Below are 26462 nucleotides of genomic sequence, written 5' to 3' on the forward strand. Positions count from 1 at the left end.
CCTCACATATCCACGACCATGCGCCCCCTGATCTTGCCCTCGACGATGTCGTGGGCGGCGGCGATGATGTCGTCGAAGCCGATGGTCGTCGACAGGCCGGCGAGCTTTTGCAGATCGAGATCGCTGCCGATGCGGCGCCAGGCTTCGAGGCGCACGGCCTTGGGCGCCATCACCGAATCGATGCCGAGCAGCGAGACGCCGCGCAGGATGAACGGGGCGACGCTCGACGGCAGATCCATGCCACCCGCCAGGCCGCAGGCGGCGACCGCGCCGCCATAGGCGGTCATCGACAGCACATTGGCCAGCGTGTGGCTGCCGACGGCATCGATGCCGCCGGCCCAGCGCTCCTTGGCCAGCGGCTTGGCCGGCTGGGAGAGTTCCTCACGCGAAATCACTTCGGCGGCACCGAGGTCGATCAGATAGGGGCTCTCGGCGTTGCGGCCGGTCGAGGCGATGACGTGATAGCCAAGGCTGGACAGGATCGAGACCGCGACCGACCCAACGCCGCCGGCTGCACCCGTCACCACCACCGGGCCGCGATCCGGCAGGATGCCGTGCCGCTCCAGCGCCATGACGCACAGCATGGCCGTATAGCCGGCGGTGCCGACCGCCATCGCATCGTGCGCGCTGATGCCGTCGGGCAACGGCACCAGCCAGTCGCCGTTGACGCGCGCGCGCCCGGCATAGGCGCCGAAATGCGTCTCGCCGACGCCCCAGCCATTGAGGATGACCTTGTCGCCCTTGCGCCAGTCGGCATGCGATGAGGAGAGGACGGTTCCGGCGAAATCGATGCCCGGCACCAGCGGCCAGCGGCGGATCACTGGCGCTTTCCCAGTGATGGCCAGCCCGTCCTTGTAGTTGACCGTCGTCGCCTCGACGGCGACGGTGACGTCGCCTTCCATCAGATCGGCTTCGCCGAAATCGACGACCTCCACCGACTGTTTCTTTTCGGCGTCGCGCGAAACGAGGATGGCTTTGAAGGTTTCAGGCATCTCTTCTCCTCGGCTTCGCAAAGGCTGGCGGTCGGCATTGGCTGGCTCTGGCCGAACTGTGCGGCGACCGTCCGGCGAGGTCAATTGGTCAAAAGAGTCGGGCCGTCAAGCTTCTGGGCCTTGCGGCTTGGCCTCGCGCCGCCATCCTATGAACTCGTCGAAGACGACCAGCGCCGCGCCGACCGAAATGAAGGCATCGGCGAGGTTGAAGACGGCGAAGGACCATACCGGCGTGTGGAACAATATATAGTCGATGACGTGGCCGTAGACGGCGCGGTCGATCAGATTGCCGATCGCGCCGCCGATGATCAGGGCAAAGCCGATGCGGGCCAGCACATGGCCGGCGGGGGTGCGCGTTGCGAGGTAAAGCACAAAGGCAACGACCACGACCGCGATGACGACCAGGCCGGTGTCGCCGAAGGACGAGAACATCGAGAAGGCGATGCCGGTATTGTAGGTGCGAAACAGCGCCAGGAATGGCACCAGGTCGAGCTTTTCCTGGAAGACGAGGCCGGTCTCGATCAGATGCTTTATCCACTGGTCGAGCGCGATTGCCATCACCACCAGCAGCGCATAGGGAGACCATGATTTCACGATGTGGCGTCCTCCGGGGCAAGTTTCAGCGCGCCGCGCCGGATCTCGAACAGCATGATTCCGGTGGCGACCGCCAAATTGAGTGAATCGGCGCGGCCGGCCTGCGGAATCCGCAGCAGCCGGTCGCAGCTTTCCGCCAGATTGTCGGGCAGGCCCTGCTGCTCATTGCCCATCATCAAGAGCACCGGTCCTCGGGAGAAATCGACCGAGCGGTAGTCGACCGCACCCTTCAGATGGGTGCCGACCACCAGGCCCGAGAAGCTGTTTCGCCAAGCCAGAAATGCTTCCGGCGTCGCCTTGGTCACCGGCACGGCGAAGATCGAGCCCATGGTGGCGCGCACGGTCTCGACAGAAAAAGGATCGGTAGTCTCGCCGACCAGGATGACGCCCTTGGCGCCGACGGCATCGACGGTGCGGATGACGGTGCCGAGATTGCCGGGATCGCGCACCCGGTCGAGCGCCACCCAGACGTCGCCGTCGTGAGCGCGGATGTCTCTTAGCGGCAGCAGTTTTTGCCGGAAGACGCCGACCACCATTTGCGGATTGTCACGGCGGGTGATGGCGACCAGCACTTTTTCGGACACTTCGAGCACGGTGCCGCCGGCGGCAACCGTGCGCGCCGCCACCTTTTCGACCGCCGCATTGCCGCGTCCGGCCTTGGCGAAAACCAGCGTCCTGATCGACCAGCCGAGGTCGAGGGCGTCGATGACCAGCTTCAGCCCTTCGGCCATGAAGGCGTTCTGCTGGTCGCGGAATTTCTTCTGGGCGAGCGCCTTGATGTCCTTGATCAGCGGATTGGCAAGGCTGGTGACTTCCTTGACCTGCCCGGGCGCACCTGCGTGCCGCTCATTCATTCGGGACTCCCGGGCATTCAGGTCTCCGGGGCATTCAGGCCACCCAGCGCGAAAACAGCGATGTCGACAGCGCCCGCCCGGCGGACTGCTCGCGGATGATCAGTTCGCCTGATTCAACCGTGCCGCCCATGCCGGCAAAGGTGTCGCGCATCAAGGCATGGATGGCGAAGAAGGAGGCGCGGATGGAATAGGCGGTCAGCACTATGGCGACCGGTTTCGGCGTCAGGATCGCGCGGCAAAGGTCGGTCAGGCCGGGCAGGTCCTCGAACAACTGCCAGACCTCGCCCTTGGGGCCGCGGCCATAGGCGGGCGGGTCGAACAGGATGATGTCGTAGCGGCTGCCGCGGCGCTCTTCGCGCTCGGCGAATTTCACAGCATCGTCGACGATCCAGCGGATCGGCTTGCTGCCGAGACCGGCCATTTCCTGGTTTTCGCGCGCCCAGCCGACCGCCTTCTTGGAGGCATCGACATGGGTGACCTCGGCACCGGCGCGGGCGGCTACGAGAGACGCGAGCCCGGTATAGCCGAACAGGTTCAGCACCTTGACCGGGCGGTTGGCCGCCGCGATCAGGCTGGCCATATGGTCCCAGTGCGAAGCCTGCTCGGGGAAGACGCCGACATGGCGAAACGAGGTGAAGCGGCCGAGATAGTCGATGCCGTCATGCTTCATCGGCCAGGTCTCGCCCAGCGGTACCTTCGGGAACCGCCAGCGGCCGATGCCTTCCTCGTCGGTGTCGCCGGTGAAGATGGCGTCGGCTCGGTCCCAGTCCCTGGCGGGCAAGGCCTTTTGCCAGATCGCCTGTCCCTCGGGCCGCACGATGCGGTAGGGGCCGTATTGTTCGAGCTTCTCGCCGGCACCGCTGTCGAGCAGTGCATAATCCTGATTGGGCGCCACTTCGAGGATCACCGGCAGGCGCTCAGTGGGCAGGATGCCTTCGCGACGCGCCAGGATACGGGGGGCGGGCTTCGGATCAGACCGGTCGTCCGGTTTTGTTTCGTGGCGTTGCTGTCTGGCTTCGGGTCGGATTGGTACGGTCTCCGGCTGCGGCCGCGCATGTTCGGTCCTGCCTTTTGCGGGCGGACGGTTGTCGCGGCGTTTGTCGCGAAAGGACTTCAAGCAGGAGCGTCTCCGGAGGCGGCAGGCCGCTTTTGGCATAGGGTCACCGGCTGCGCAAACAAAATGGTCCAGCGTGCGAATGTCTGAGGTGGTGGACCTCGCTGAGGAAACAGGCAAATCTCGAATCATGTCCCGTTCCGAACGCCTGCTCGACCTGATCCAGATCCTGCGCCGGCATCGCCGGCCGGTGAGCGGTCGCACGCTTGCCGGCGAGATGGACGTTTCGATCCGAACGCTCTACCGCGACATTGCCACGCTGCAGGGGCAAGGCGCGCCGATCGAGGGCGAGGCTGGGCTGGGCTATGTGCTGAAACCCGGCTTCATGCTGCCGCCGCTGATGTTCACCGACGAGGAGATCGAGGCCATCGTTCTGGGATCGCGTTGGGTTGCCAGACAACCGGACAAGCGGCTGTCGGCCGCCGCCACCGACGCGCTGGCCAAGATCGCCGCTGTGCTGCCGGATGATCTGCGCGAGGACCTCGATGCGACCGCGCTTTTGGTCGGGCCGCACGGCGATGCTGTCGAAAGCATCGACCTTGGCCTGGTGCGCCAGGCGATCCGCAACGAGAGAAAACTCGGCTTTCTTTACCGCGACGCCGGCGGCGCCGCCTCCGAGCGCTTGATCTGGCCATTCGCGCTCGGCTTTTTCGACAAGGTGCGGGTGGTGGTGGCCTGGTGCGAGACGCGGCAGGATTTCAGACATTTTCGCGCCGACCGGATGTCGGGGCTCAACACCACGGATATCCGCTATCCGCGTCGTCGGCAGGCGCTGCTGAAGGAATGGCGCGCGACGCTGGACGCACCGAAGCGCCAGCCTGGCGCTTAATGCTCCTTTCCACGCGCCCACAAGACGCTGCTGCCAGAATCTGACAGTGGGGTCACCTATGCTCCTCCAATCGAAACCTGGAGAGCAGACATGAACACCCCCAATTTCGTCATCCTTTATGTCGACAGCCCGGAGCGGAGCGGCGCCTTCTACGGTGCGCTGCTGGGACGCCAGCCGGTGGAGACGTCGCCGACCTTCGTGCTGTTCGTGCTCGACAATGGCTTCAAGCTCGGCCTGTGGTCGCGCCACACGGTGGAGCCGTCGGCCGCGGCCGCGGGCGGCGGTGCGGAGCTCGTCTTCGCGTTGGACCGGCCTGATGCGGTGGACGCCGCCTACACGGACTGGGCAGGACGCGGCTTGACCGTTCTGCAGACGCCGACCGACATGGACTTCGGCCGCACCTTCGTTGCGCTCGATCCCGACAAGCACCGGCTGCGCGTCTACTGGCTGAACGACGGAGAACAGGCCAATGGGGAACAGGCCAATGGAGAACAGAAATGAGTGCGCACTGGATCGCGGTCGCTTCCGCCGAACATGTCCGGCGCGGCCGCGAGGCCGGCTTCATGCAGGTCAACCACGGCAAGGCGGCACCTTTGCGCCGCATCAAGCCCGGCGACGGCATCATCTACTACTCGCCGACCACAATTCTGCGCGAGAAGGACGGCCTGCAGGCCTTCACGGCAATCGGCACCGTGCGAGAAGGCGAGCCTTACCAGGGCGACATGGGCGGTGGCTTCACGCCGTTCCGCAGGGATGTCGAATGGGCCAAGGCCGAGGAGGCGCCGATCAAGCCGCTGCTCGAGCAGTTCGACTTCACCGCGGGCAAATCGAACTGGGGTTATCAACTGCGCTTTGGGCTGTTCGAAATTACGGCGCATGATTTCGCGCTGATCGCCGAGGCGATGGGCGCTGCCATGAAGGCCGACTGACCGGCCATTCCTACCATGAGAGGTAGCGGCAGCTTCCGAGACATTCGAGATGCTCTGCCGTTGCCCCAAAGCGGCGGATCGCCGGGAACTTTAGCCGACGTTGTTTCCTGACCGCAGGAAGCGGCGTGGACTCAAGCCGATAGCGCTACGAAACATGTAGGTAAACGCGCTTGGGGATTCGTACCCGAGATCGAATGCAACAGAGCTGATTTTCTTGCCAGCAGAGAGCTGTGAGATGGCCTGGAGAATGCGGGCGTGTCTTAGCCACCGCGAAGGCGGCATTCCGGTTTCGGCTATGAACAGGCGTTCGATGGTCTTGCGGCTGGCCGAAGCGCCGGTGAGCCATTCATCAACAGAGACAATCGAACCCGGATCGTCCATGGCGGAATGCGCTAGATCGGAAATCCGCTTGTCTTTGGGCATCGCGATTGAAAGCGGCACATCCCTTGCCGCCAGAATTTCGTGAAAAAGCAGTTCGTGTAGAGCTGCCTCATGCGGTTTTGGGAGACTTGAGGCGTTGTTGTCTGGAATGGCGTGCATCAGAGCATGAAGAAGCGGCGTCATCTGCACGATACGGGGCGCTGCGCCCAACTTACCTGACTCCGCGCGGTTGACGTCGACATAAAGAACTTCGTTGCCCGTAACATATCGCAGCCAGTGTTCCACATCTGGCGGTATCCACACAGCCATGGCTGGGCTTAGCAAGAGAACGCGGTTGCGCGTGCCAACGTATATCGATCCGCGAATGGCGGAAAAGAACTGCCCGAAATCATGAGTGTGCCAGCCGAGATCCTGACCAATCTCTTGGCTTTCGATTTCGCGGATATATCGAGGATGCGCTCCTGGATGCATCATCTTGTAAACAACCAGCGGTGTGACGAATCCTAGATATTCATAAACGTATCATCGACATTAAGACACAACAATATCTCCTAAGCTGGCCGACCGCGCTGATAAAACGTACGGAGAGCAGCAGCCATGGTCGCCACGAGAACGCATGAAGTCGATGCCCCGGATTGGGCTGCTATCGTGATAGTCATATTGAGCGTTACGGCTTTTGCGGTTGCCCAAGGCCTGACGTTTCCGCTCATCTCTCTTGTGCTGGAAAGAAGGGGCGTGGCCGGAAGCCTGATAGGGCTAAATGCCGCTGCCTACGCGACCGGAGCTATCGTCGCCGTCCTGTGGATTGATCAGCTCACAGCTCGGTTTCGCGGAAACAGGCTGATCGTAGCGGCCCTGTTTATCTGCTCGATCAGCTTGGCGACATTCGCGACAATTGACTATTTGCCTATCTGGTTCATAGCGCGCTTCTTGATCGGCTTCTGCGCGAGCTTGATCTCGATTCTAAGCGGAGCGTGGCTAAATACTGCGAGTCCCGACCGGATACGTGGGCGTATCTCCGGATTCTACGGGGCGGGCATGTGCGCTGGCTTTGCCATCGGACCATTGGCCATTCCGCTTGTCGGCACGTCTAACGGTTCTGCTTTTGCCTTGGTGGCCGGTTACATTGCATTGATTGGCTTTGCTTGCGCAGCCTTTACCGGCAGTACCCGCACATCGCCTGAACGCGCGCCGGCAGGCGCGCTGCTCCGATTTATCAGCGCCGCACCCATTCTGGTTCTGATAGAATTGGCCTTCGGCTTTGCCGATATTGCTGCGATTTCAGGCATGGCGGTCTACTTCGTTCGCGTCGGCCACTCCGAAGCTTTCGCAGCATATGCCATTACCGTGCTGTCACTTCCCACCGCGTTTGCCCAGCCTCTGGTCGGATGGTTGCTGGACAAGACATCGCGTGCCGGTGTGACGATCTGCTGCGGCCTTGTAGGAGCGGTCGCGTTCCTGGCAATCCCGTTTTTGCAATCCGAGGCCGCTATCCTGGTGGTGTTCGCTATAATTGGCGTTGCAACATTCGCCTTGAGCACTTGTGCCCTCACAATCTTGGGCGAGCGCTTCGAGGGCGGGATGTTAGTAGCCGGAACTGCCAGCTTTTCTTTGGCCTACTCCATAGGCAGCGTTATGGGATCGACTGGAACCGGGTCACTCATGGACTGGATTTCGCCAAGAGCCGTACCAATAAGCGTTGGCTTGGGTCTCCTCGCTTTCACAATTCTAGTTTCTTTCAAACGCCCGTAGATTTGTCGGTCACCACTGACGTACGCGAAGCGGCGATTTGGCCCGAAAGCCGCCGTTCCGCTTCCCCACGCTTCTCAGTCGCTTGGTCTCCTAGGCCTAATGTTTGGATGGGACCAAGGCGCGGGCAGCGCGGAAGCGGTCAGGAAGTTTGGCCTCAGGAACGGCGCCGGCGCCGGTGCAGGCAGACGCTACTGCTTGAGCGCGTTGTAGACGGCAATGCCGGCGGCAAGGTCCTCAAGCGCGGCGCCGACCGACTTGAACAGCGTGATCTCACTGGCGCTCTGCCGGCCCTGTTTTTCCCCGCGCGCCAGCTCATGCAGATCGGCGACGATGGCTTCCGGCTTCAGCACGCCGGAGGCGAGCGGCTGGACGATGTCGCCGGCTTCCTTGGTGGCGCCGGCGCGGGTGTCGACATAGACGCGGGCGCGCGCGATCGCGTCGTCGTCGCTCTCGCGCATGGTCGGCGTGAAGCCGCCGACCAGATCGACATGCGCGCCCGGCTTGAGCAGCGCACCCTTGACCAGCGGCGTCGTCGTGATCGTCGCCGATGAGACGATGTCGGCCTCGGCGAGTTCGGCGTCGAGATCGCTTGCGGCCTCGGCGTTGAAACCGTCCGCGCGCAAATCAGCCGCGACCTTTTCGGCATTGGCGGGCGTGCGGTTCCAGATGCGGATGGTCTTGATCGGCCGCACCGCGGAGTGCGCCTTGGCGAGGAACGGCGACAGCGCGCCGGCGCCGACCACCAGAAGCCGCGATGCGTCCTCGCGGGCGAGATAGGAGGCCGCCACCGCCGAGGCGCAAGCGGTGCGCCACTGTGTCAGCCGTTGGCCGTCGATCAGCGCTTCGGGCTCGCCGGTGGCGCCGTTGAGCAGGAGGTAGAGCCCCATTACCGCCGGTTTGCCGATGGCGTTGTTGTCGGGCGATACGGTGACGATCTTGACGCCGATATGACCCCCGTCCGACGTGCCGGCCGCATGGAAGTCGGTCCACGCCGGCATCAAAAGCAGCGTGGATGTGGCACCGTCGGGCCGCTCGACCCCGTGATGATGGCGGACGGGTTGCACAGCACCCTCGCGGAAGGCCGCGCGCAATGTCTCGACCAGCCCGGGAAAGGTCAGCGCCTGGTCGACAGCGTCGGCCGAAATGGTCAGCATGCAAAACTCCGCGAAGATAAAAGCGCCGGCTTCAGGCCGTTGGCTTCGGCAGCGCCGGCCCCTGGCCCGAGCCTTGCGGTGCGGCGGGTACCCGGCTGACCGCCTGGCGCAAATTCTCGGCCTCGACGCCGCGCTGGCGCGCCAGCTTGCGGTAGCGGCCCTGCTTGACCCAGGTCGCCAGGCTGCCGACGACCATGCCGATGGCGAGCGCCACGAACAGGAAGATGAACAGCGGCAAGGTCAGCGTCAGTTTCGGATTGCCGGGGTTGAACGGGTCGAGCGTGAAGGCGACCAGCTCGCGGTTGGCGACGGCCAGCGCAATCAGGATGACGGCGAGCGGCACGAAGACCACGATAAGTATGAAGCGGTTCAACATAGAGATTCCCTGGAGAAGGCAGGCCTTGATAACGCCGGCGCGTTGGTCCGCGCCTACTTGCCGCCATTCAGCCTTTCACGCAATTCCTTGCCGGTCTTGAAGAACGGCACCCACTTCTCCTCGACGTCGACGGATTCGCCGGTGCGCGGGTTGCGGCCGGTGCGGGCAGGGCGATTTTTCACCGAAAAAGCGCCGAAGCCACGCAACTCGACCCGATTGCCTTCCGCCAGGGCATCGGTGATCTCGTCGAAGATCGCTCCCACGATGTTTTCGACGTCGCGCAGGAAAAGATGCGGGTTGCGCGTGGCAATGATCTGCACAAGCTCGGATTTGATCATCAGAAAGGTCCCCGTGAAAGCGCTGCGGTCAAATTATCAGGATGATTTTATTTGCTTTTTTACTCGCCCCAACCGGCAGATCAAGGGTGCCAGACGGAAACGAGACCGTCAAGAAACAAGCGATCCGCGCCAATTTCGTGAAGCACGTCGCTGCCGGCCTCCGACAGGCCGAGCGCGCTGCCGACGCTGCGCGCTATTGCTTTCGAGAACAGGAAGCCACCACGCCGCTCGGTGTCCTTCCATTCCACCACCTTGAGCTTGGCGTCGACACCCTTGGTCGCCAGCCAGTCGATCGCCACGCTCTCGCCGCCGACAGCGTCGATCAGCCCGTTGGCAAGGCCCTGGCGGCCGGTGAAGATCGAGCCGTCGGCAAGGGCCAGTGCCTGATCGCGGGTCATTTTGCGGCGCTCGGCGACGATGCCGACGAACCAGTCATAGCTGTCGAGGATGAGCTTGCGGACCATGGCTCGCTCGTCTTCATTGGTCGGTTTGAAGGGCGAGGGCGATGCCTTCAGCGGCGAGGATTTCACTTCCTCGAGCTTGATGCCGACCTTGTCCATCAGACCGCTGACATCGGGATACTGGATGAGCACACCGATCGAGCCGACGATCGACGTCTTGCGGGCAACGATATGGTCGCTGGCACTGGCGATCATGTAGCCGGCCGATGCGGCCAGCGTGCCGACCTCGGCCACCACCGGCTTGTCGGCGGCAAGCTTGCGCACCTCCTCGTAGATCGATTCGCCGCCGACCGTGGTGCCGCCGGGCGAATCGATCGCCAGGATGACGCCCTTGACCTGCGGGGATGTGCGGATGGTTTCCAGCCGCTTGATCAGTTCCTCGTCCTCGGCGATGGTGCCTTCGATCCTGACCTTGGCGATGTGGTCGACGGAAGAACCGCCGAGGTCGCCCCCATAGAACCAGCTTGCAAGCGCAATCACCCCAAGGGCCACGATGGCAATGGCGGCGCCGCGCCAGAAGGTCAGCTTGCGCCGCAAGCGGCGGCGGTCGATCAGGTCGTCGGCTCTCAGTGCCATGGTCTGCCTCACAGTCGGTGGGAAGCGATGCTTTTAAAGCAAGCGTCCGCGCCCGGCTACCTCTTCCTCAAGAGCCTGCGACGAAGCGACCTTCGCGACGGAGGCATTTCACGAAAAAATGACGCGGCGCGTTCGTTTCTGCTATGAAGTGACGAAATTGTGTCGCCTGAGTTCCGTCTGTAAAACAGCGGCCGTCACATTTTTGCGGTTTTCCTCCGCTTGTGCTTGCTTGCGGGGGCCGGCAACCCACCTATAGCAGGTGTTTTGGCGGACAAGGGTTTATTAGAAGTCAGTCATGCTTGCGCGATCGAACGAACCGACCAACGCCGATGCGGCCTTGGCGCCCACGGCGCCAGCGGGCACGCGCGGCGACGCCTTCGACCGCGCCCAGCGCCACTCGCGCCGCGTGCGCGTGCTTAAGTTTGCCGTGCCGGTGCTTGCCGCCGGGATCGCGGTTGCGTTTCCGGTCTATTCCTATCTGGCGGCGCCGATCAACATTTCGATACAGGCAGACGGCACCGCTTTCGCGGATGGCAAGCTGGTGATGGCCAATCCGAAGCTCAACGGCTTCACCAAGGACAAGCTGCCCTATTCGCTGACGGCCTTGCGCGCCATCCAGGATGTCGGCAAGCAGGACATCATCGAACTCGAAGGCATCCATGCCAAATTGCCGCTGACGGCCGACAATGTGGCGACCGTCGACGCCAAGCGCGGGATCTACAACAGAAACGCCAACACGATGGACATGACCAGCGACGTTACCGTCACCACCACCGACGGCGTCGCTGCCATCTTCAAATCGGTCTTCCTCGATATGGGCAAAGGCTCTATGAAGACAGGTGATGCGGTCGATGTCAGCCGTAACGGCTCGCGGATCACCGCGGGTTCAATGTCGGTCGAAGACAATGGCAAGGTCATCGTTTTCGAGAACAAGGTAAGCGTTCACATCGATCCGGCCACTATGAAGGCGGCAGAGGCAAAGAGCGGAGAAACGAATGCGTCCCAGTAATTCGGCACGGCTTGTCGCCGCAGCTTCGGCCTTGCTGTTGCTGGGTATGGCGCCGTCCTGGGCTCAGTCCAGCGCCAGCAGCCAGTCCGGGCTCAAACTGTCGGGCGACCAGCCGATCCAGATCGAGAGCGACAAACTTGAGGTCCGCCAGGCCGACAGCATGGCGCTGTTCAGCGGCAACGTCACCGTCACGCAAGGGCCGACGCTGCTCAAGGCCGGCAGCATGGAGGTCTACTACGTCAAGGACCCCAACGCCGCCAAAGGTGCTGCCGCCGGCGCTTCGGCGATGACCGGTTCGGCCAATATCGACCATCTGGTGGTCAAGAACAAAGTCTACATCAAGTCGAATGACCAGATCGCCACCGGCGACAACGCCACGTTCGACATGAAGACGCAGGTGCTAGTTCTGTCGGGCAAGGAGGTCGTCTTGTCCCAAGGACCCAACGTCCTCAAGGGCTGCAAGCTCACCGTGCAGATGAAAAGCGGCCTTGCTCAGGTCGATGGCTGCGGCGGGCGCGTCATCATGTCGATGACGCCGCCACCGAAATCCGAGGCCCCGAAGCCCGAATGACTGGCGTATCTTCGCTGCTGACCCGCCTTCCGGGACGGGCGGCCAGTAAACTTGCTGCACCGGCCACAGTCACCGTCGATTCCGCGAAGTTCAAGGGCACCCTGATCGCCAAGGGTCTGACCAAGAGCTACAAGGGCCGCAAGGTGGTCAGCGGTGTCACCATCGGCGTGCGCGCCGGCGAGGCTGTCGGGCTGCTCGGGCCGAACGGCGCCGGCAAGACCACCTGTTTCTACATGGTCACCGGCCTGGTGCCGGTCGATGAGGGCACGATCGAGATCGACGGTTTCGACGTCACCTCGATGCCGATGTACCGCCGCGCCCGTCTCGGCATCGGCTATTTGCCGCAGGAAGCCTCGATCTTCCGCGGCCTGAATGTCGAGCAGAACATCCGCGCCGTGCTCGAAGTGGTTGAGAAGGACCGCAAGGTGCGCGAGCGCAATCTCGACGAACTGCTCGAGGAATTTCACATCAGCCATCTGCGGAAGTCGCCGTCCATGTCGCTGTCGGGTGGCGAGCGGCGGCGTCTTGAGATCGCCCGAGCTTTGGCGACGCGCCCGGCCTACATGCTGCTCGACGAGCCGTTCGCCGGCATCGACCCGATTGCCGTCGCCGACATCCAGCAGCTGGTTCGTCATCTAACGGCGCGCGGCATCGGCGTGCTGATTACCGACCACAATGTGCGCGAAACGCTCGGCCTCATCGACCGCGCCTACATCATCCATGCCGGCCAGGTGCTGACTCATGGCCGTGCCGACGAGGTGGTGGCGAACCCCGATGTGCGCCGGCTCTACCTCGGCGAAGGTTTCACGCTCTGAGCGTGAAATTTGTTTCCTGACGTGATTTTTGCCGCCCCGCCGGGCTTTTTCTCCGATTTTGCGTGAGATAATGCTTCGGTAGGGGCCTTTTGCCATCGTTCGCCTTGACAAGCAAAAGCCGGGCCAGTTTCTATGGAAGGTCGGAAAAATTCATTTTCCGGCAGCTTCTGATGTGTAGGCTTCCGGGTGCAGAAGGGCGTTTGAAACCGAACCATGGCGTTGGCGGCGAAACTACAGCTACGACAATCCCAGTCGCTGGTGATGACGCCGCAGCTGATGCAGTCGATCAGGCTGTTGCAGCTCACCCATGTCGAGCTCGACCACTTCATCGACGACGAGATCGAGCGCAATCCGCTGCTGGAGCGCGCCGAGCCCCAGGATGACGCCGCAAGCGACCAGGTGCAGAAGGGCGATGCCGCTCCTGAGCCTGCTGCCGATGGCGACTGGTTCGAAAACGAGACGGCGTGGAGCGCCGAAGCGATCTCCGACAAGCTCGACAGCTCGCTGGAAAATCTGTTCCCCGACGATCCCGGCACCAGCGAGCGGCTCGGTCCGGACCTGACGGCGCAGTGGAAGTCGGCCACCGGCAATAGTTCGTCCGGTTCTTCCGAAGGCTTCGACGTCGGCGACATGGCCGCCGCGGCGATCACGCTGCGCCAGCATGTCGGCGAGCAGATCGCGCTTGCCTTTGCCGATCCGGCCGCAAGGCTGATCGCAGCCGAACTGGCCGACGGCCTGGACGAGGCCGGCTATCTGCGCGCCGATCCCGCCGAGATCGCCAAACGGCTCGGCGCCGATCAGGCGGTGGTGGCCAAGGTGCTGGCAGCCTGCCACACATTCGAGCCGGTCGGCCTTTTTGCGCGCGACCTTGCCGAATGCCTGTCGCTGCAACTTGCCATGCGCGATCGTCTCGATCCGGCGATGAAAACGCTGATCGGCAACCTCGAACTCCTGGCGCGGCGCGATTTCCAGACGCTGAAGCGGCTTTGCGGGGTTGACGAGGAGGATCTTCTCGACATGCTGGCCGAAATCCGCGCGCTCGATCCGCGTCCGGGCATGGCGTTTTCAGGCGGCGCCAGCGATGCCATCGTCGCCGATGTCGAAGTCCGTGCCGCCAATGACGGTAGCTGGACGGTCGAGCTCAATGCCGAGACGCTGCCGCGCGTGCTGGTCGATCACATCTATTTCGCCCAGGTCTCGCCGCATGCGAAGAATCAGGCGGAGAAGGATTTCCTGGCCGAATGCCTGCAGAATGCCAACTGGCTGACGCGGAGCCTCGACCAGCGGGCAAAGACGATCCTGAAAGTGGCGTCGGAAATCGTGCGCCAGCAGGACGCTTTTCTCGTCCATGGCGTGCGCCAGCTCAGGCCGCTCAACCTGCGCACGGTGGCCGATGCCATCGGCATGCATGAATCGACCGTCAGCCGGGTGACGGCCAACAAATACATGCTGACGCCGCGTGGCGTGTTCGAGCTGCGTTATTTCTTCACGGCTTCGATCGCGGCGTCGGGCGGCGGTGATGCGCATTCCTCGGAAGCGGTGCGCGACCGCATCAAGCAGCTGATCGACGAGGAAAAGCCCGCCGATGTGCTGTCCGATGACGCAATCGTCGATATGTTGAAGGAAAGCGGCGTCGATATTGCCCGGCGCACGGTGGCCAAGTACCGGGAGGGTATGAATATTCCCTCGTCGGTGCAGCGGCGGCGTGAAAAGCGCGCTCTGGCGAGCGCGGGGCGCTAGGTCTGCTTGCCCGGCAAGGCTTTTGCTATGGCTGGATTCCACAACTTTCCGACCTTAAAGCGCACCGCGCTGAAACGGATTCATACGACGCGCTTTAAGTCTTTGTTTTGATGCATGTCGTTGTCCCAGAACCGCAGCGCACTTCTGGGCGACATGCATTAATTGACAAGCTGCAATGAAGTGTCTAGAAGCCCGCCCGCATGAGACGGGCTCGCGGCCCGCATGCGGATGGTCCGTCACGATGAAGGCCACGGGACGGCCAAGAAGGCGGATTGTGATCAACCGGAAAGTTCGGATCTAAAATCGGCGCGAGTTGACGCCGCAAAGCTTGTGCGCACGGATCACGAGTATAAACTCTGGCCAGTTTGAAGCCTGAGCAAGGAAGGTCAGTTTTCAGATGAAATTGCGCATATCGGGTAAACACATGGATATCGGCGATGCGTTGCGTACGCGCATTACCGATCGTGTCGGCGAGGCGATTGGAAAATATTTCGATCGCGGTTTTTCAGGGCACGTCACGGTCATCAAATCGGGGTCGCGTTACTCGGCCGATTGCATGATCAGGCTGGATTCCGGCGCTTCGCTGCAGGCAACCGGCGATTCCCAAGATCCGACACTTGCCTTCGAGGCGGCCGCGGACCGCCTCGAAACCAGGCTGCGGCGCTACAAACGCCGTCTGAAATCGCACAATTCAGGCAATGGAAATGGCGAAATCACCGACATCGCCTATACGGTGATGGCGCCGCTGACCGACGACGAGGACATTCCGGAGGACTACGCCCCGGCCATCGTCGCCGAATCAACCATGACGCTGCAGACCATGTCGGTGGCGTCGGCGGTTATCGAACTCGACACCAAGGACAGCCCGGTTTTCGTCTTCCGCAACGCCGGAAACGACCACCTCAACATCGTCTATCGGCGGCCGGACGGAAATATCGGCTGGATCGACCCGTCGACGACCAAAGTCGCACAGGCGTGACGACAACGACAACGGTCGCACAGGTGACGACAATGGTCGCACAGGGATAATAGCCAGCCGCGCGAGGGGCGAGGACTGGCGACGGCAGGCGAATAAGGGATTTCAAACATGGATCTGAGCGATCTTCTCAACGTTCCGGCGATCTTGCCGGCGTTGAAGGCGAACTCCAAAAAGCAGCTTCTGCAGTTGCTGTCCGAGAGAGCGGCGGCGATTTCCGGCATTCCGGAGCGCGAAGTGTTCGACACCATCCTGCAGCGCGAACGGCTGGGCTCCACCGGCGTCGGCAACGGCATCGCCATTCCGCACGGGAAGCTCGCCGGGGTGAAGCGCATCGCCGGTGTCTTTGCCCGGCTGGAGACGCCGGTCGATTTCGAGGCCCTGGATGACCAGCCGGTAGATCTGGTGTTCTTGCTGCTGGCCCCGGAAGGCGCCGGCGCCGATCACCTCAAGGCACTGTCGCGCATCGCCAGGGTTTTGCGCGACGCCGACACGGTGGCCAAGATCAGAGGCACGCGCGACGCGGTCGCCATCCACGCACTGCTTTCGGACACGCAGGCCTCGCACGCCGCCTGAAGTTCTTCGGATTTAAGTCTTCCAGGGGCCGCCGAAGGCGGCCCTCTCCATTTCAACCGCCAGCAGTCGCCTTAGTGAATGGCGACAGTGGTCAGGTCGTTTTCCATGGCGCCGGCCAAAGCCCGGTCTTTCGCATCCGAAAGCAGGATCGGCTGGCCGTTGGCGGCAAACAGGGCCCACAGGACCATACCAGGCGCTATTTCGCCGAGGTTGGGGAAGCGCCCGAGCAGCTCGTCGCTCGATACCTTGCGGAGATAAGCGACCGAGCCTTCGCCGAGATGGGCGAATTCGCCGCTGGTCATGGTGATGGTTTCGTCAGTTCTGGTCATTTCAAGCCTCCTTGGCGCGAGGACGCCGCTCAAGGCCATCCCGCATGAGAGCCATCGGTAAAGATCAGTCTTTCACCGATATATTTATTTTCCGTACCAGCCGTTCGGTATCCGGCCGATCGAGATCGATCGACAAAAGGCCGTTCTTCAGTTCCGCTGCGATCACCCGCATGCCGTCGGCCAGCACGAAACAGCGCTGGAACTGGCGCGCGGCGATGCCGCGGTGGAGGAATTCGCGCTCGGTGTCGTCGGTTTGACGGCCGCGCACGACCAACTGGTTTTCCTCCGTGGTGACATCGAGATCGCTTTCGGCGAAACCCGCGACAGCCAGCGTAATGCGCAGCCTTTCGGCCTTGCCGTCAGCACCGCTGAGGCGCTCGATGTTGTAGGGAGGATAACTGTCACCGGATTTCGCCAGTCGTTCCAGGGTCTTTTCCATGGCATCGAAACCAAGGAGAAGCGGGCTGGAGAAGGGCGTCATTCGGCTCATGTTACACTGTCCTCTTTGGAGCGACATAAACTGGAAAAACCCGGATGGCATTTTTCCCGATGGTCTTGATATGGTCCGCGCCGCGGCCAAGTTCAAGCCGCCGAACACCCTCGCCAAAAAGACTCCCCCGCATAAGGAAATGAAATGCCCCAGACCCGCAAGATCATCATCGACACGGATCCCGGCCAGGACGATGCCGTCGCCATATTGCTGGCGCTCGGCAGCGCCGAGTTGGAGATCGTCGGCATCTCTGCTGTTGCCGGCAACGTGCCGCTGAAATTGACCGAAAAGAACGCCAGGAAAATCTGCGAACTGGCGGGACGGCCCGATATCAAGGTCTATGCAGGCGCCATCCGCCCGTTGGCGCGCGAGCTGGTCACCGCCGAGGAAGTGCATGGCAAGACCGGCCTCAACGGCCCGCAACTGCCCGATCCGAAGATGAAGCTGCAGGGCCAGTATGCGGTCGACTTCATCGTCGAGACGCTGATGAAGGAAGAGGCCGGCACGATCACGCTGTGCGCGCTCGGCCCGCTCACCAATGTCGCGCTGGCGCTGATCCGTGAGCCGAAGATCGCGCCGCGCATCAAGGAAATCGTACTGATGGGCGGCGGTTTCTTCGAAGGCGGCAATGTCACGCCGACCGCAGAATTCAACATCTATGTCGATCCGCAAGCCGCCGACCTGGTCTTCAAATCCGGCATTCCGATCGTCATGATGCCGCTCGACGTTACCCACAAGGCGCTGACCACGGCCAAGCGCACGCAGGCCATCCGCCAGCTCGGCACCAGGGTCGGCACCGCGACGGCCGAGATGCTGGAGTTCTTCGAGCGCTTCGACGAGGAGAAATACGGCACCGATGGCGGCCCGCTGCACGACCCCTGCGTCATCGCCTATCTGTTGAAGCCGGAGCTGTTCAAGGGCCGCAACTGCAACGTCACCGTGGAAACCACCTCCGAACTCACCATGGGCATGACCGTGATCGACTGGTGGGGCGTGACCAAGCGGCCGAAGAACGCCATGGTGATGCGCGACATCGACCATGACGCGTTTTTCGCGCTGCTGGTTGAGAGGTTGGCGCGGCTTTAGCTCTGTCTTTCCTTTCTCCCATTGTGGGTTCCGAAGGGACGGGGCGAGACAAGTGGCTCGCCCCCGGGCGGCGTCGCCGAAGGCGACGGATGTGGGGTGTTCCAGGGAACGCCCACGTCTCACTCCGCTGGAACACCCCTCATCCGTCTCGGCGCTATCGCGCCGATCCACCTTCTCCCACAGGGGGAGAAGGAAGGCGCCGCCGCCGTTCACTTTGCAAATCGATAGAAGACCATTCCATTCTCGCGCGTGACGCGCTCCATGTTTGCCGTCGCGCCGATCAGATGCGGCCGGTCGTCATCGACAAGAATGGACGAACCGCTTTCGAGCGAAACCAGATAAAGGGTGTGGTCGTGGTCCGATTGGGCGCTTTTGACCGTTGCGTGGATTGGCTCGACTGACCGGATAGGGCTCGCGTCATTCGTCCATTTGTAGAGCGCCGAAGGAACCATCATCGCGAACATGGCGACGATCAGGACCACGCCGGGCGCGTTCCTTTTCAAATCCCTATAAGTCCATGACATTTGAAAGAATCCCCAGCACAAAGTCATGTGGTGGCGTGGAGACTGACTTTCAATCAGCCTTCACGTACGGGCTCATTCTGCCGTTGGAAACGACCGTCCACGGTTGTTACTTCGCCTTCGAAAAAGCTAGCCACAGGCCGCCGCCGACCAGAAAGCTGCCGCTGATCCTGGACATCAGCTTAATGCGGCTTGCCGAGAGCAGGCGGCCGGCGCGGCTGGCGGCGAGAGCATAGGTGGAATCCGAGACGGCGGCGAAGATCATGGCGGTGAGGCCCATGACGACGATCTGCAGGGTGTAATTGCCCTGCGGGGCGATGAATTGCGGGAAGAAGGCGCCGAAGAACACCAGGGTCTTGGGGTTGCTCAGCGCCACGAGCAGGCCCTGCAGGAAGAAGCCGCCGCGCGGCTTTCTCGCGGTGCCGTCGGCATTCAGCGCGCCCTTGGAACGGAACATCTGCACCCCCATCCAGATCAGATAGGCGGCGCCGATCAGGCGTACCCATTCGAACCAGTGGCCCATGCCCGATATCAGCGTGTTGAGGCCGATGCCGACAATGGCGATCATCACGGCGAGCCCAGCCTGCGTGCCGGCGACATTGGCAAGGCCGGCGCGGTAGCCATGGCGGATGCTGTTGGCGATGATCAGCGTGACAGTCGGACCGGGCACCAGGATGATGACGATGCAGGCAAGGACATAGGCGGCGTAGAGTTCCAGCGACATGGGGGATTTCCTCGAGGATGCGCTTAGGCGGCTGGCTGCAATCAATGCATGGCGGCGGGGCTGGTGCAAGCCGGTCGCAGACCGTGCCGCCCCTCGCGTCAGGACGCCCCCACCTGCCAAGGCAAGGTCGCCTCATAGGCCGCTCCGGCCCTGAGCACGGCGAGGTCGCCGCGCGGCCGGCCGATCAGCTGCATGCCCAAGGGGCGGCCTTTGTCGTCGAAGCCGACCGGCACGTTGAGCGCCGGACAGCCGCCGAGCGTGGCGAAGGCCGAAACCTGCATCCAGCGATGGTAGCTGTCCATCGTCCGTCCGGCGACCTCACTTGGCCAATGCGTGCCGACGTCGAAAGGAAAGACCTGCGCCGTCGGCAGCGCGATGAGATCGAAGTGCTCGAACAGCGACAGAAGCGTCCGGTGCCAGGAGGTGCGGATGACCGAGGCCGCGCGGATCTGCGGCGCCGTCAGCCGCATGGCGTTCTCCACCTCCCAGACGGCTTCCGGCTTCAGCAGGGCGCGCTTGAGCGGGTCGTCGTAATGGACTTTCAGCGCCGAGCCGCTGCTCGCCTGCCGCAGCACCACGAAGGCTTGCCACAGTGCCTCGAAATCGAAATCCGGCAGCAAGGGCTCGGTCAGGAAGGATGCCTCCGCGAAGCGGCCGAGTGCGGCCTCGCACAGATCGAGGATGCCAGGCTCTACCGGCAGGTGACCGCCGAGATCACCGAGCCAGCCGACGCGGCCGCCGCTTGCCGGCGTTGCCAGCCCTTCGAGGAACGAGCCGGGTTTCTCCCAAGACAGCGGCGCGTGCGGGTGGTAGCCCGCCTGCACATCGAGCAGCAGCGCCATGTCGCTGATGCTGCGGCCCATCGGCCCGTCTATGCCCATCTGGGCATGAAAGACTTCGAGGTCCGGCCCACCGGGGACAAGGCCCTGCGACGGGCGGAAGCCAAAGACATTGTTCCACGCCGCCGGATTGCGGAGCGAGCCGCCGAAATCGCTGCCGTCGGCGACCGGGACCATGTCGAGCGCAAGGGCGACCGCTGCGCCGCCGCTCGAGCCGCCGGCGGTCAGCGCCGGATCGAACGCGTTCAGCGTCGGTCCGAAAACATTATTGTAGGTGTTGGATCCCAGCCCGAATTCGGGAACGTTGGTCTTGCCGATGATGATGCCGCCGGCCTTGCGGATGCGCTCGACGAAGAAATCATCCTCCTGCGGCACGAAATCGGCGAAGATCGGCGAGCCGAAACTGGTCCTCAAGCCGCGCGTCATGGCGAGGTCTTTTATCGCCATCGGCAGGCCAAACAGCGAGCCGGCCGGCCCGCCTTGCGCTAGATGCGCGTCCGCCGCGTCGGCCTCGCGCAGGATGTCGGAGCGCTCGCGCAACGAGACGATGGCATTGACCAGCGGGTTTACCGCGTCGATGCGGTCAAGGAATGCGGCGACCAACTCGCGCACGGACAGGCGGCGCAGCCGGATCGCCTCGGCCAGGTCGACAGCGGACATCCGGCAGATGTCGCCGGCGGGGGGCACGGCGTGCTTCGTTGCGGGGCGCAGGGCTGTCATCCGGCGTTGTTGCGCAGGGCGGTGTCCACATCCGCGGCCAGCGGGATGGCCGGCTGGGCGCCGGGCTTCAGGCAGGCGAGCGAGCCGGCGGCTGCGGCGCGGGTGAGAGCCTGCTCCAGCGGCAGGTTGGACGCCAGCCCGGCGGCGAGATAACCGCAAAAAGTATCGCCGGCCCCGACGGTGTCGACCGGCGTGATCTTCAGCGCCGGCACGGTCAGGAAATCCTCCGGGGTCGCCGCCAGCACGCCGTCGCCGCCGAGCGTGACGACGATGGTGCGGCCGGTCTTGCGGGCGAAGTCGCGCATGCGCGCCGGGCGGTCGCGGCCTTTCAGCGACAGCGCCTCGCCGTAAAGGTCGAATTCGGTTTCGTTGGCGACGGCGTAGTCGGCCTTGCCGAGCAACGCTGCCGCCTCGCTACGGAACGGCGCGGTGTTGAGCACGGTGACCGCGGCGGCGGCGCGTGCGGCGTCGAGCGCTGCATCGACAGTCTGCAACGGGATCTCGTGCTGCAGCAGGACGACGTCGCCCTTCGCAAGGAAAGCCTTGGCGAGATCGCCGGGCAGCACCGAATCATTGGCGCCCGGCACCACGGCAATGACATTCTCGCCATCGGCGCCGACGAGGATCAGCGCCGTGCCGGTGGAGGCGAAGCTCTGGCCGACGCCGGAGAGATCGACCTTGCCGGCCACGAGCAAAGCCAGGGCTTCGGTTGCGAAATTGTCCTTGCCGACGGCGCCGACCATGCGCACCTTGGCGCCGGCGCGCGCCGCAGCCAGCGCCTGGTTGGCGCCCTTGCCGCCGGGCGCGGTGGCGAAGCCGGAGCCGCGGACCGTCTCGCCCGGCGAAGGCAGGCGGTCGACATTGGCGATAAGGTCGAGGTTGATCGAGCCGACAACGATGATCAAGAAAAGCCTCCTGCGGAATGCGCGGGAAGCTAACCTGTAAGCCGGCGGCTTGCCAGAGCGTGCGGATGTTTTGCGCCGGGAGCTCGCAAAAAGAACAACACCGGCGAAGGGATTTCGCCGGTGTTGTTTGATGCGGGCAGCTTCAGGACGCGGTCTGGCCCGCTTCCCAACCGAGGATGGCGCGTTTGCGGGTCAGGCCCCAGTGGTAGCCGGTGAGTGCGCCGGACTTGCCCAGCGCCCGATGGCAAGGGACGACGAATGACAATGGGTTGGCGCCGACCGCCGCCCCCACCGCCCGGCTGGCGTTTGGCGCGCCGATCCTGGAGGCGATCGAGGAATAAGTGCAGGCCTTGCCCATCGGGATCCTGAGCAGCGCGTCCCAGACGCGCAGCTGGAAGTCGGAGCCGATCATCACCACGCGCAGCGGCTGGTCGGCGCGCCACAATGTCGGATCGAAGATGCGCGCCGCATAGGGCTGGGTGGCGCTCATGTCCTCGACATAGGTGGCGTTCGGCCAGCGGCCCGACATGTCGGCGAACGCCGCCCGCTCGCCGCCCGGATCGTTGAAGGCGAGCCCCGCAAGGCCACGGTCGGTGACCATGATCAGGGCGATGCCGAAGGGCGAGATGTGGTAGCCGTAGCGGATGGTCAGGCCAGCGCCGCGCGTCTTGTAGTCGCCCGGCGACATCGCCTCGTGGGTGACGAACAAATCGTGCAGCCGGCCGGGGCCGGACATGCCGAGTTCGAACGATGTTTCGAGGAGCGGCATGCCGGAATCGAGCAGTTTGCGGGCATGGTCGAGGGTGACCGCCTGCAGGAAGGCTTTTGGCGACAGGCCGGCCCAGCGGGTGAACAGCTTTTGCAGGCCCGTGGGTGTCTCGCCGACATCGGCTGCCAGGGCTTCCAGCGAGGGCTGGTCGCGATAGTCGAGGCTGATCTTCTCGATGGCGCGGCGCACGACCTCGTAGTCGCTGCCCTCGGGGTGATGTCGTGCTGCAGGATCGCTGTCGGTTTCATCTGCGTATTCATGGTCATCTGGGCGTTCATGGCAATATCTCCTTGACCGCGAATATCGGTCTTTCCGCCCTTGCAACCACCCGAAACTTGCCTTGTTGCCGCCTGTTACCAGATAAATACTGGATTGCGCCCCGGGAGATGCCAATGGCCGGCGAAAGGGTGAATCTGAGCGGAGCAAGGGAAACCTTGCTGATGACGCTTTATGGCAAGGCACTGGAAAGCCGGCTGCCGCATTCGCTGCTCGGGGATCGCTTCGCCGACGAGGCCGTGCGCAAGATCGACTATGATTTCTCGCGCCTCAAGGTCGACACCAATCTCGGCATCGGCCTGGCGATCCGGGCCAAGACGTATGATGTCCGCGTTCAGGACTTCATCGCCAGAAATCCCGGCGCCATCGTGCTGCATCTCGGCTGCGGGCTCGATACGCGCATTTTCCGTGTCGATCCACCCGAAGGCGTGGAGTGGTTCGATGTCGATTTTCCGGATGTCATCGCGCTCCGGCGCAAGCTTTACCCGTCCCGGGACCACTACCACCTCGTCGGCTCTTCGGTAACCGACCCAGACTGGCTGGCAGAAGTGCCGCGCAATCGTCCGGCCGTCGTGGTGATGGAGGGGTTGACGCCTTATCTCCCGGTAGAGGAGGGGCCACGGCTGCTGTCCCGCCTTGTCGCGCATCTTGCCGGCGGCGAGCTGATGTTCGACGCCTACAGCCACTTCGGCCTGAAGATGCTGCGCCTCAATCCGACCATCAGGGCGACGGGCGCCGAGGTTCACTGGGCGATCGACGACCCGCAGGTACTGGAGCGTGCCGTTCCGAAGCTGCGCTTTGTCGATGACATCTCGGCCTACAGCGCCGAACGCACCGCGCACATGGGCTGGTCCGCGAAACTGTTCATCGGACTGTGGAGACACATTCCCGCATTGCGCAAGGTCGGCAGGATTTTACGCTACCGGTTCTAATGCGGCGGCTCTAGCGCGTCCTGGCTTTTGTCAGTGCCCGCGAAAAGGCCACAGCAAAACTCTCGCGGGAGTCTGGGTCCAGGAATGATCCGATCGGCACATTCTGTCCTTGTGCTTCCACCGTCATCCTGGTGATGCCGATCTCGGCATGGCGAGCGACGGAAAAGCGCGCCCAGAACGGGTTGAAGCGATGCGCTTCCGACTTTCCCGAGGGCGCCGTCTTGCGGATGTCGAGGCTGGTGCGCGACACCGACACTTCCTCGCGGGCACGGGCGGCGCGATAGTTGGCGCGGAAGGCGACGTAGACGGCGATGACGTCGAGGCCGAAGAAGCCGAACACCGGCCAGGCGCCGCGCGACAGGAAAAACGCCCCGGTCACCACCCAGCCGAACAGCAGCGCGCCCATCAGCACGGCAAAGCCGGTGCGGCCCAGCGAGCGGTGCGGTGTCAGCAGCGCCTGGAAGAATGGCTCGTCGGCCTGAAACGAGGCGTTTGTGTCGCTCATCCCAGGATATTATAGGAAGGGAATGGCCAGCCCCAAGTCCAAAAATCTTTCCCTATCCAAAAGTGAACTGCCGCCCGGGCGGTGCGACGGCTCGAATGCCAAGCCGCGACCGCGGCCGGTGCGGCTCCGTTCGCTCTACAGCGCCGCCGAGGTGCATGAGATCTTCCGGCGGTTTTCGGTGCAGCGGCCCGAGCCGAAGGGCGAGCTCGAGCACGTCAACGCCTTCACGCTGCTGGTGGCCGTGGTGCTGTCGGCGCAGGCGACCGATGCCGGCGTCAACAAGGCGACGCGGGCGTTGTTCAAGGTCGCCGACACACCTGAAAAGATGCTGGCGCTGGGCGGAGCCAGGGTCGGCGAGTACATCCGCACCATCGGACTCTGGCGCAACAAGGCCAAGAATGTCGTGGCGCTCTCGGAGGCGCTGATACGCGATTACGGCGGCGAGGTGCCCAGCGAGCGCGATGAGTTGGTCAAGCTGCCGGGGGTCGGGCGCAAGACCGCCAATGTCGTGCTCAACATGGCGTTCGGCCAGCACACGATGGCGGTCGACACCCATATTTTCCGCATCGGCAACCGCCTCGGCCTGGCGCCAGGCAAGACGCCCGAACAGGTCGAGCAAGGGCTGCTGCGGATCATCCCGGACGAGTATATGCGCCATGCGCATCACTGGCTGATCCTGCATGGCCGCTATGTCTGCAAGGCGCGCAAGCCCGATTGCCCGGCCTGCGTCATCGCCGATCTCTGCAAGGCCGAGGTGAAGACGACAGACGTGCCGGCGCCGCTCGTGGAAATCGCGGCGCCCGGCGTCCCGACAACTAGCTTTCCTCCACGAACACCTCTTCGCGCTTCTTCTTGACCGACGGCAGGAAGACGACGACGAGCACGGCCAGTGCGACGAGCAGCAGGCCGGCGCTGATCGGCCGCGTCACGAAGGTCGAGGGGTCGCCGCGCGACAGGATCATGGCGCGGCGCAGGTTTTCCTCGAGCAGCGGGCCGAGCACGAAGCCGAGCAGCAGGGGTGCGGGTTCGCAGCGCAGCTTGGTCAGGATGTAGCCGAGCAGGCCGAAGAAGGCGACTGCGTAGAGATCGAAGGCGTTGGTGTTGACGCTGTAAACGCCGATCGAGCAGAACGCCATGATGATCGGGAAGAGCACATAATAGGGGATCGTCAGCAGCTTCACCCACAGCCCGATCAGCGGCAGGTTCAGCACGATCAGCATCAGATTGCCGATCCACATCGAGGCGATGATGCCCCAGAACAGCGCCGGCTGCTCGATCGCGACATTGGGGCCGGGCACGATGCCCTGGATGATCATGGCGCCGATCATCAGCGCCATGACCGGATTGGCCGGAATGCCCAGCGTCAGCATCGGAATGAAGGAGGTCTGGGCGCCGGCATTGTTGGCCGATTCCGGTCCGGCGACGCCGGCGATGGCGCCCTTGCCGAACTCCTCCGGGTGTTTCGACACGCGCTTTTCGACCGTGTAGGAGGCAAAGGCCGCAAGCACCGCGCCGCCGCCGGGCAGGATGCCGAGCGCCGAACCGATGATCGTGCCGCGCACGATGGGTGCTGCCATCGCCTTGAAGTCGTCGCGGGTCGGCATCAGGCCGGAGACTTTTTTGATCATCACCGAGCGCTCGTGCTCGTTTTCGAGATTGCGCAGGATCTCGGCGACGCCGAAGACGCCGACCGCCACCGCCACGAAGTTCAGCCCGTCGGCATATTCGCGGATGCCGAGCGTGAAGCGCGGCGTGCCGGTGTAGATGTCGGTGCCGACAATGCCGAGCAGCAGGCCGAGCACGACCATCGCCAGCGCCTTGACGATCGAGCCATGGGCGAGAGCGATGGACGAGACGAGGCCGACGATCATCAGCGAAAAATATTCGGCCGCGCCGAATTGCAGGGCTATTGCCGTCAGCGGCGGGGCAAAGACGGCGACCAGGAAGGTCGACACCGTGCCGGCGAAGAACGAGCCGATCGCGGCGATCGCCAGAGCCGCCCCGGCGCGACCGTTCCTGGCCATCTGGTAGCCGTCGATGGCGGTCACGGCCGAGGAGGATTCGCCGGGCATGTTGATGAGAATGGCGGTGGTCGAACCGCCATACTGGGCGCCGTAGTAGATGCCGGCCAGCATGATGAGGGACGAGACCGGGTCGCCGATCTGGAAGGTGATCGGCAGCAGCATGGCGATGGTTGCGGTGGCGCCGATGCCGGGCAGGACGCCGATCAGCGTGCCGAGCAGAACGCCGATGAGGCAAAAACCCAGATTGGCCGGCGTGGTGGCCGTCGAAAAGCCGAGTTCGAGGTTCCTGAGGAGGTCCATCTCAG

At 63.3% G+C, this 26462-nt stretch carries 30 protein-coding genes and 1 pseudogene; 13 read left to right on the forward strand and 18 right to left on the reverse strand.

The window, feature by feature from the left end:
* Positions 1-2: 2 nt before the first annotated feature.
* From acuI to NKL04_RS30110, 4 genes are all read right to left on the reverse strand, one after another.
* Positions 3-992, reverse strand: coding sequence for an acrylyl-CoA reductase (NADPH) (acuI, locus tag NKL04_RS30095; RefSeq protein WP_023700110.1), 990 nt, complete (start codon positions 990-992; stop codon positions 3-5).
* Between the two features lie 105 nt (positions 993-1097).
* The gene (lspA, locus tag NKL04_RS30100; RefSeq protein ID WP_023700109.1) at positions 1098-1586 is read right to left on the reverse strand and encodes a signal peptidase II; all 489 of its coding nucleotides are present in this window, start codon (positions 1584-1586) and stop codon (positions 1098-1100) included.
* Positions 1583-2440 (reverse strand): TrmH family RNA methyltransferase, encoded by an 858-nt coding sequence (locus NKL04_RS30105; protein ID WP_023683061.1) that lies wholly within the window; start codon positions 2438-2440, stop codon positions 1583-1585. Before NKL04_RS30105 ends, lspA begins: the two co-directional genes overlap by 4 nt.
* Positions 2441-2474: 34 nt before the next feature.
* Positions 2475-3557, reverse strand: a complete 1083-nt coding sequence (locus tag NKL04_RS30110; RefSeq protein WP_031209139.1) for an RsmD family RNA methyltransferase — start codon at positions 3555-3557, stop codon at positions 2475-2477.
* Positions 3558-3684: 127 nt separating this feature from the next.
* Here NKL04_RS30110 and NKL04_RS30115 point away from each other — a divergent pair, with 127 nt between their 5' ends.
* The 3 genes from NKL04_RS30115 to NKL04_RS30125 all read left to right on the forward strand — a co-directional run bounded on the left by NKL04_RS30115 (position 3685) and on the right by NKL04_RS30125 (position 5312).
* Entirely contained in the window at positions 3685-4383 is a 699-nt protein-coding gene (locus tag NKL04_RS30115; RefSeq protein ID WP_023700107.1) for a helix-turn-helix transcriptional regulator, read from the forward strand.
* Between the two features lie 90 nt (positions 4384-4473).
* Positions 4474-4884 (forward strand): VOC family protein, encoded by a 411-nt coding sequence (locus NKL04_RS30120; RefSeq protein ID WP_023683064.1) that lies wholly within the window; start codon positions 4474-4476, stop codon positions 4882-4884.
* A complete protein-coding gene (locus NKL04_RS30125; RefSeq protein ID WP_023700106.1) occupies positions 4881-5312 on the forward strand; it encodes an EVE domain-containing protein in 432 nt (143 codons plus the stop codon). Before NKL04_RS30120 ends, NKL04_RS30125 begins: the two co-directional genes overlap by 4 nt.
* A gap of 90 nt (positions 5313-5402) precedes the next feature.
* On the opposite strand, the gene NKL04_RS30130 is transcribed toward NKL04_RS30125, so the two are convergent.
* Positions 5403-6167 (reverse strand): helix-turn-helix domain-containing protein, encoded by a 765-nt coding sequence (locus NKL04_RS30130; RefSeq protein ID WP_023700105.1) that lies wholly within the window; start codon positions 6165-6167, stop codon positions 5403-5405.
* Positions 6168-6290: 123 nt separating this feature from the next.
* On the opposite strand from NKL04_RS30130, the gene NKL04_RS30135 reads away from it, so the two are divergent.
* Positions 6291-7445, forward strand: coding sequence for an MFS transporter (locus NKL04_RS30135; RefSeq protein ID WP_023700104.1), 1155 nt, complete (start codon positions 6291-6293; stop codon positions 7443-7445).
* A gap of 188 nt (positions 7446-7633) precedes the next feature.
* On the opposite strand, the gene lhpI is transcribed toward NKL04_RS30135, so the two are convergent.
* The 4 genes from lhpI to sppA all read right to left on the reverse strand — a co-directional run bounded on the left by lhpI (position 7634) and on the right by sppA (position 10350).
* Positions 7634-8599, reverse strand: coding sequence for a bifunctional Delta(1)-pyrroline-2-carboxylate/Delta(1)-piperideine-2-carboxylate reductase (gene lhpI / locus NKL04_RS30140; protein ID WP_352724794.1), 966 nt, complete (start codon positions 8597-8599; stop codon positions 7634-7636).
* A 31-nt stretch (positions 8600-8630) separates the two neighbouring features.
* Positions 8631-8975: a lipopolysaccharide assembly protein LapA domain-containing protein gene (locus NKL04_RS30145; protein ID WP_023698203.1), complete on the reverse strand. Its 345-nt coding sequence runs from the start codon at positions 8973-8975 to the stop codon at positions 8631-8633.
* 53 nt (positions 8976-9028) lie between these two features.
* Positions 9029-9313, reverse strand: coding sequence for an integration host factor subunit beta (locus NKL04_RS30150; protein WP_023700102.1), 285 nt, complete (start codon positions 9311-9313; stop codon positions 9029-9031).
* Between the two features lie 80 nt (positions 9314-9393).
* Complete coding sequence (gene sppA, locus NKL04_RS30155) at positions 9394-10350, reverse strand: signal peptide peptidase SppA (protein WP_023700101.1); 957 nt, start codon at positions 10348-10350, stop codon at positions 9394-9396.
* Positions 10351-10645: 295 nt separating this feature from the next.
* Between sppA and lptC the strand changes: the two genes are divergently transcribed.
* From lptC to ptsN, 6 genes are all read left to right on the forward strand, one after another.
* Entirely contained in the window at positions 10646-11359 is a 714-nt protein-coding gene (gene lptC / locus NKL04_RS30160; protein WP_023669748.1) for an LPS export ABC transporter periplasmic protein LptC, read from the forward strand.
* On the forward strand, positions 11346-11930 hold the full coding sequence (locus tag NKL04_RS30165) for an LptA/OstA family protein (RefSeq protein WP_023683069.1): 585 nt from the start codon (positions 11346-11348) through the stop codon (positions 11928-11930). The genes lptC and NKL04_RS30165 overlap by 14 nt, the downstream gene beginning before the upstream one ends.
* Positions 11927-12745, forward strand: a complete 819-nt coding sequence (gene lptB, locus NKL04_RS30170) for an LPS export ABC transporter ATP-binding protein (protein ID WP_023700100.1) — start codon at positions 11927-11929, stop codon at positions 12743-12745. Before NKL04_RS30165 ends, lptB begins: the two co-directional genes overlap by 4 nt.
* A 213-nt stretch (positions 12746-12958) precedes the next feature.
* Positions 12959-14485, forward strand: a complete 1527-nt coding sequence (gene rpoN, locus NKL04_RS30175) for an RNA polymerase factor sigma-54 (protein WP_031209137.1) — start codon at positions 12959-12961, stop codon at positions 14483-14485.
* Positions 14486-14882: 397 nt separating this feature from the next.
* Complete coding sequence (hpf, locus tag NKL04_RS30180) at positions 14883-15464, forward strand: ribosome hibernation-promoting factor, HPF/YfiA family (RefSeq protein ID WP_031209135.1); 582 nt, start codon at positions 14883-14885, stop codon at positions 15462-15464.
* Positions 15465-15572: 108 nt separating this feature from the next.
* Entirely contained in the window at positions 15573-16037 is a 465-nt protein-coding gene (ptsN, locus tag NKL04_RS30185) for a PTS IIA-like nitrogen regulatory protein PtsN (RefSeq protein WP_023669743.1), read from the forward strand.
* 71 nt (positions 16038-16108) lie between these two features.
* Here the strand turns inward: ptsN and NKL04_RS30190 are convergent, their stop codons facing one another.
* Positions 16109-16366 carry a BQ00720 family protein gene (locus NKL04_RS30190; protein WP_023683072.1) on the reverse strand — a complete coding sequence of 86 codons (258 nt, stop codon included), beginning with the start codon at positions 16364-16366 and terminating at the stop codon, positions 16109-16111.
* Between the two features lie 64 nt (positions 16367-16430).
* Positions 16431-16856, reverse strand: coding sequence for an Hsp20 family protein (locus NKL04_RS30195; RefSeq protein WP_023669741.1), 426 nt, complete (start codon positions 16854-16856; stop codon positions 16431-16433).
* A 144-nt stretch (positions 16857-17000) separates the two neighbouring features.
* Between NKL04_RS30195 and NKL04_RS30200 the strand changes: the two genes are divergently transcribed.
* A complete protein-coding gene (locus NKL04_RS30200; protein WP_023698210.1) occupies positions 17001-17942 on the forward strand; it encodes a nucleoside hydrolase in 942 nt (313 codons plus the stop codon).
* Between the two features lie 209 nt (positions 17943-18151).
* On the opposite strand, the gene NKL04_RS30205 is transcribed toward NKL04_RS30200, so the two are convergent.
* The 5 genes and pseudogenes from NKL04_RS30205 to NKL04_RS30225 all read right to left on the reverse strand — a co-directional run bounded on the left by NKL04_RS30205 (position 18152) and on the right by NKL04_RS30225 (position 22698).
* Positions 18152-18424: a hypothetical protein gene (locus NKL04_RS30205; protein ID WP_245261353.1), complete on the reverse strand. Its 273-nt coding sequence runs from the start codon at positions 18422-18424 to the stop codon at positions 18152-18154.
* Between the two features lie 148 nt (positions 18425-18572).
* Positions 18573-19187: a LysE family translocator gene (locus tag NKL04_RS30210; RefSeq protein ID WP_023669737.1), complete on the reverse strand. Its 615-nt coding sequence runs from the start codon at positions 19185-19187 to the stop codon at positions 18573-18575.
* A 98-nt stretch (positions 19188-19285) separates the two neighbouring features.
* The gene (locus tag NKL04_RS30215) at positions 19286-20746 is read right to left on the reverse strand and encodes an amidase (protein ID WP_031209132.1); all 1461 of its coding nucleotides are present in this window, start codon (positions 20744-20746) and stop codon (positions 19286-19288) included.
* Positions 20743-21651, reverse strand: a complete 909-nt coding sequence (locus NKL04_RS30220; RefSeq protein WP_023740841.1) for a ribokinase — start codon at positions 21649-21651, stop codon at positions 20743-20745. Before NKL04_RS30220 ends, NKL04_RS30215 begins: the two co-directional genes overlap by 4 nt.
* 142 nt (positions 21652-21793) lie before the next feature.
* Positions 21794-22698: pseudogene (locus tag NKL04_RS30225) on the reverse strand (methylated-DNA--[protein]-cysteine S-methyltransferase).
* Here NKL04_RS30225 and NKL04_RS30230 point away from each other — a divergent pair.
* Entirely contained in the window at positions 22642-23628 is a 987-nt protein-coding gene (locus tag NKL04_RS30230; RefSeq protein WP_352724801.1) for a class I SAM-dependent methyltransferase, read from the forward strand. The pseudogene NKL04_RS30225 and the gene NKL04_RS30230 sit on opposite strands and share 57 nt — an antisense overlap.
* A gap of 10 nt (positions 23629-23638) precedes the next feature.
* Here the strand turns inward: NKL04_RS30230 and NKL04_RS30235 are convergent, their stop codons facing one another.
* Positions 23639-24133, reverse strand: coding sequence for a DUF2244 domain-containing protein (locus NKL04_RS30235; RefSeq protein ID WP_023700093.1), 495 nt, complete (start codon positions 24131-24133; stop codon positions 23639-23641).
* 22 nt (positions 24134-24155) lie between these two features.
* Between NKL04_RS30235 and nth the strand changes: the two genes are divergently transcribed.
* Positions 24156-24989 (forward strand): endonuclease III, encoded by an 834-nt coding sequence (gene nth / locus NKL04_RS30240; RefSeq protein WP_023700092.1) that lies wholly within the window; start codon positions 24156-24158, stop codon positions 24987-24989.
* Here the strand turns inward: nth and NKL04_RS30245 are convergent.
* Positions 24949-26457, reverse strand: coding sequence for a tripartite tricarboxylate transporter permease (locus tag NKL04_RS30245; RefSeq protein ID WP_023683079.1), 1509 nt, complete (start codon positions 26455-26457; stop codon positions 24949-24951). The two genes, nth and NKL04_RS30245, sit on opposite strands and share 41 nt — an antisense overlap.
* Between the last annotated feature and the right edge of the window lie 5 nt (positions 26458-26462).

This window comes from Mesorhizobium sp. C264A (assembly GCF_040324515.1).
GTDB lineage: Bacteria > Pseudomonadota > Alphaproteobacteria > Rhizobiales > Rhizobiaceae > Mesorhizobium.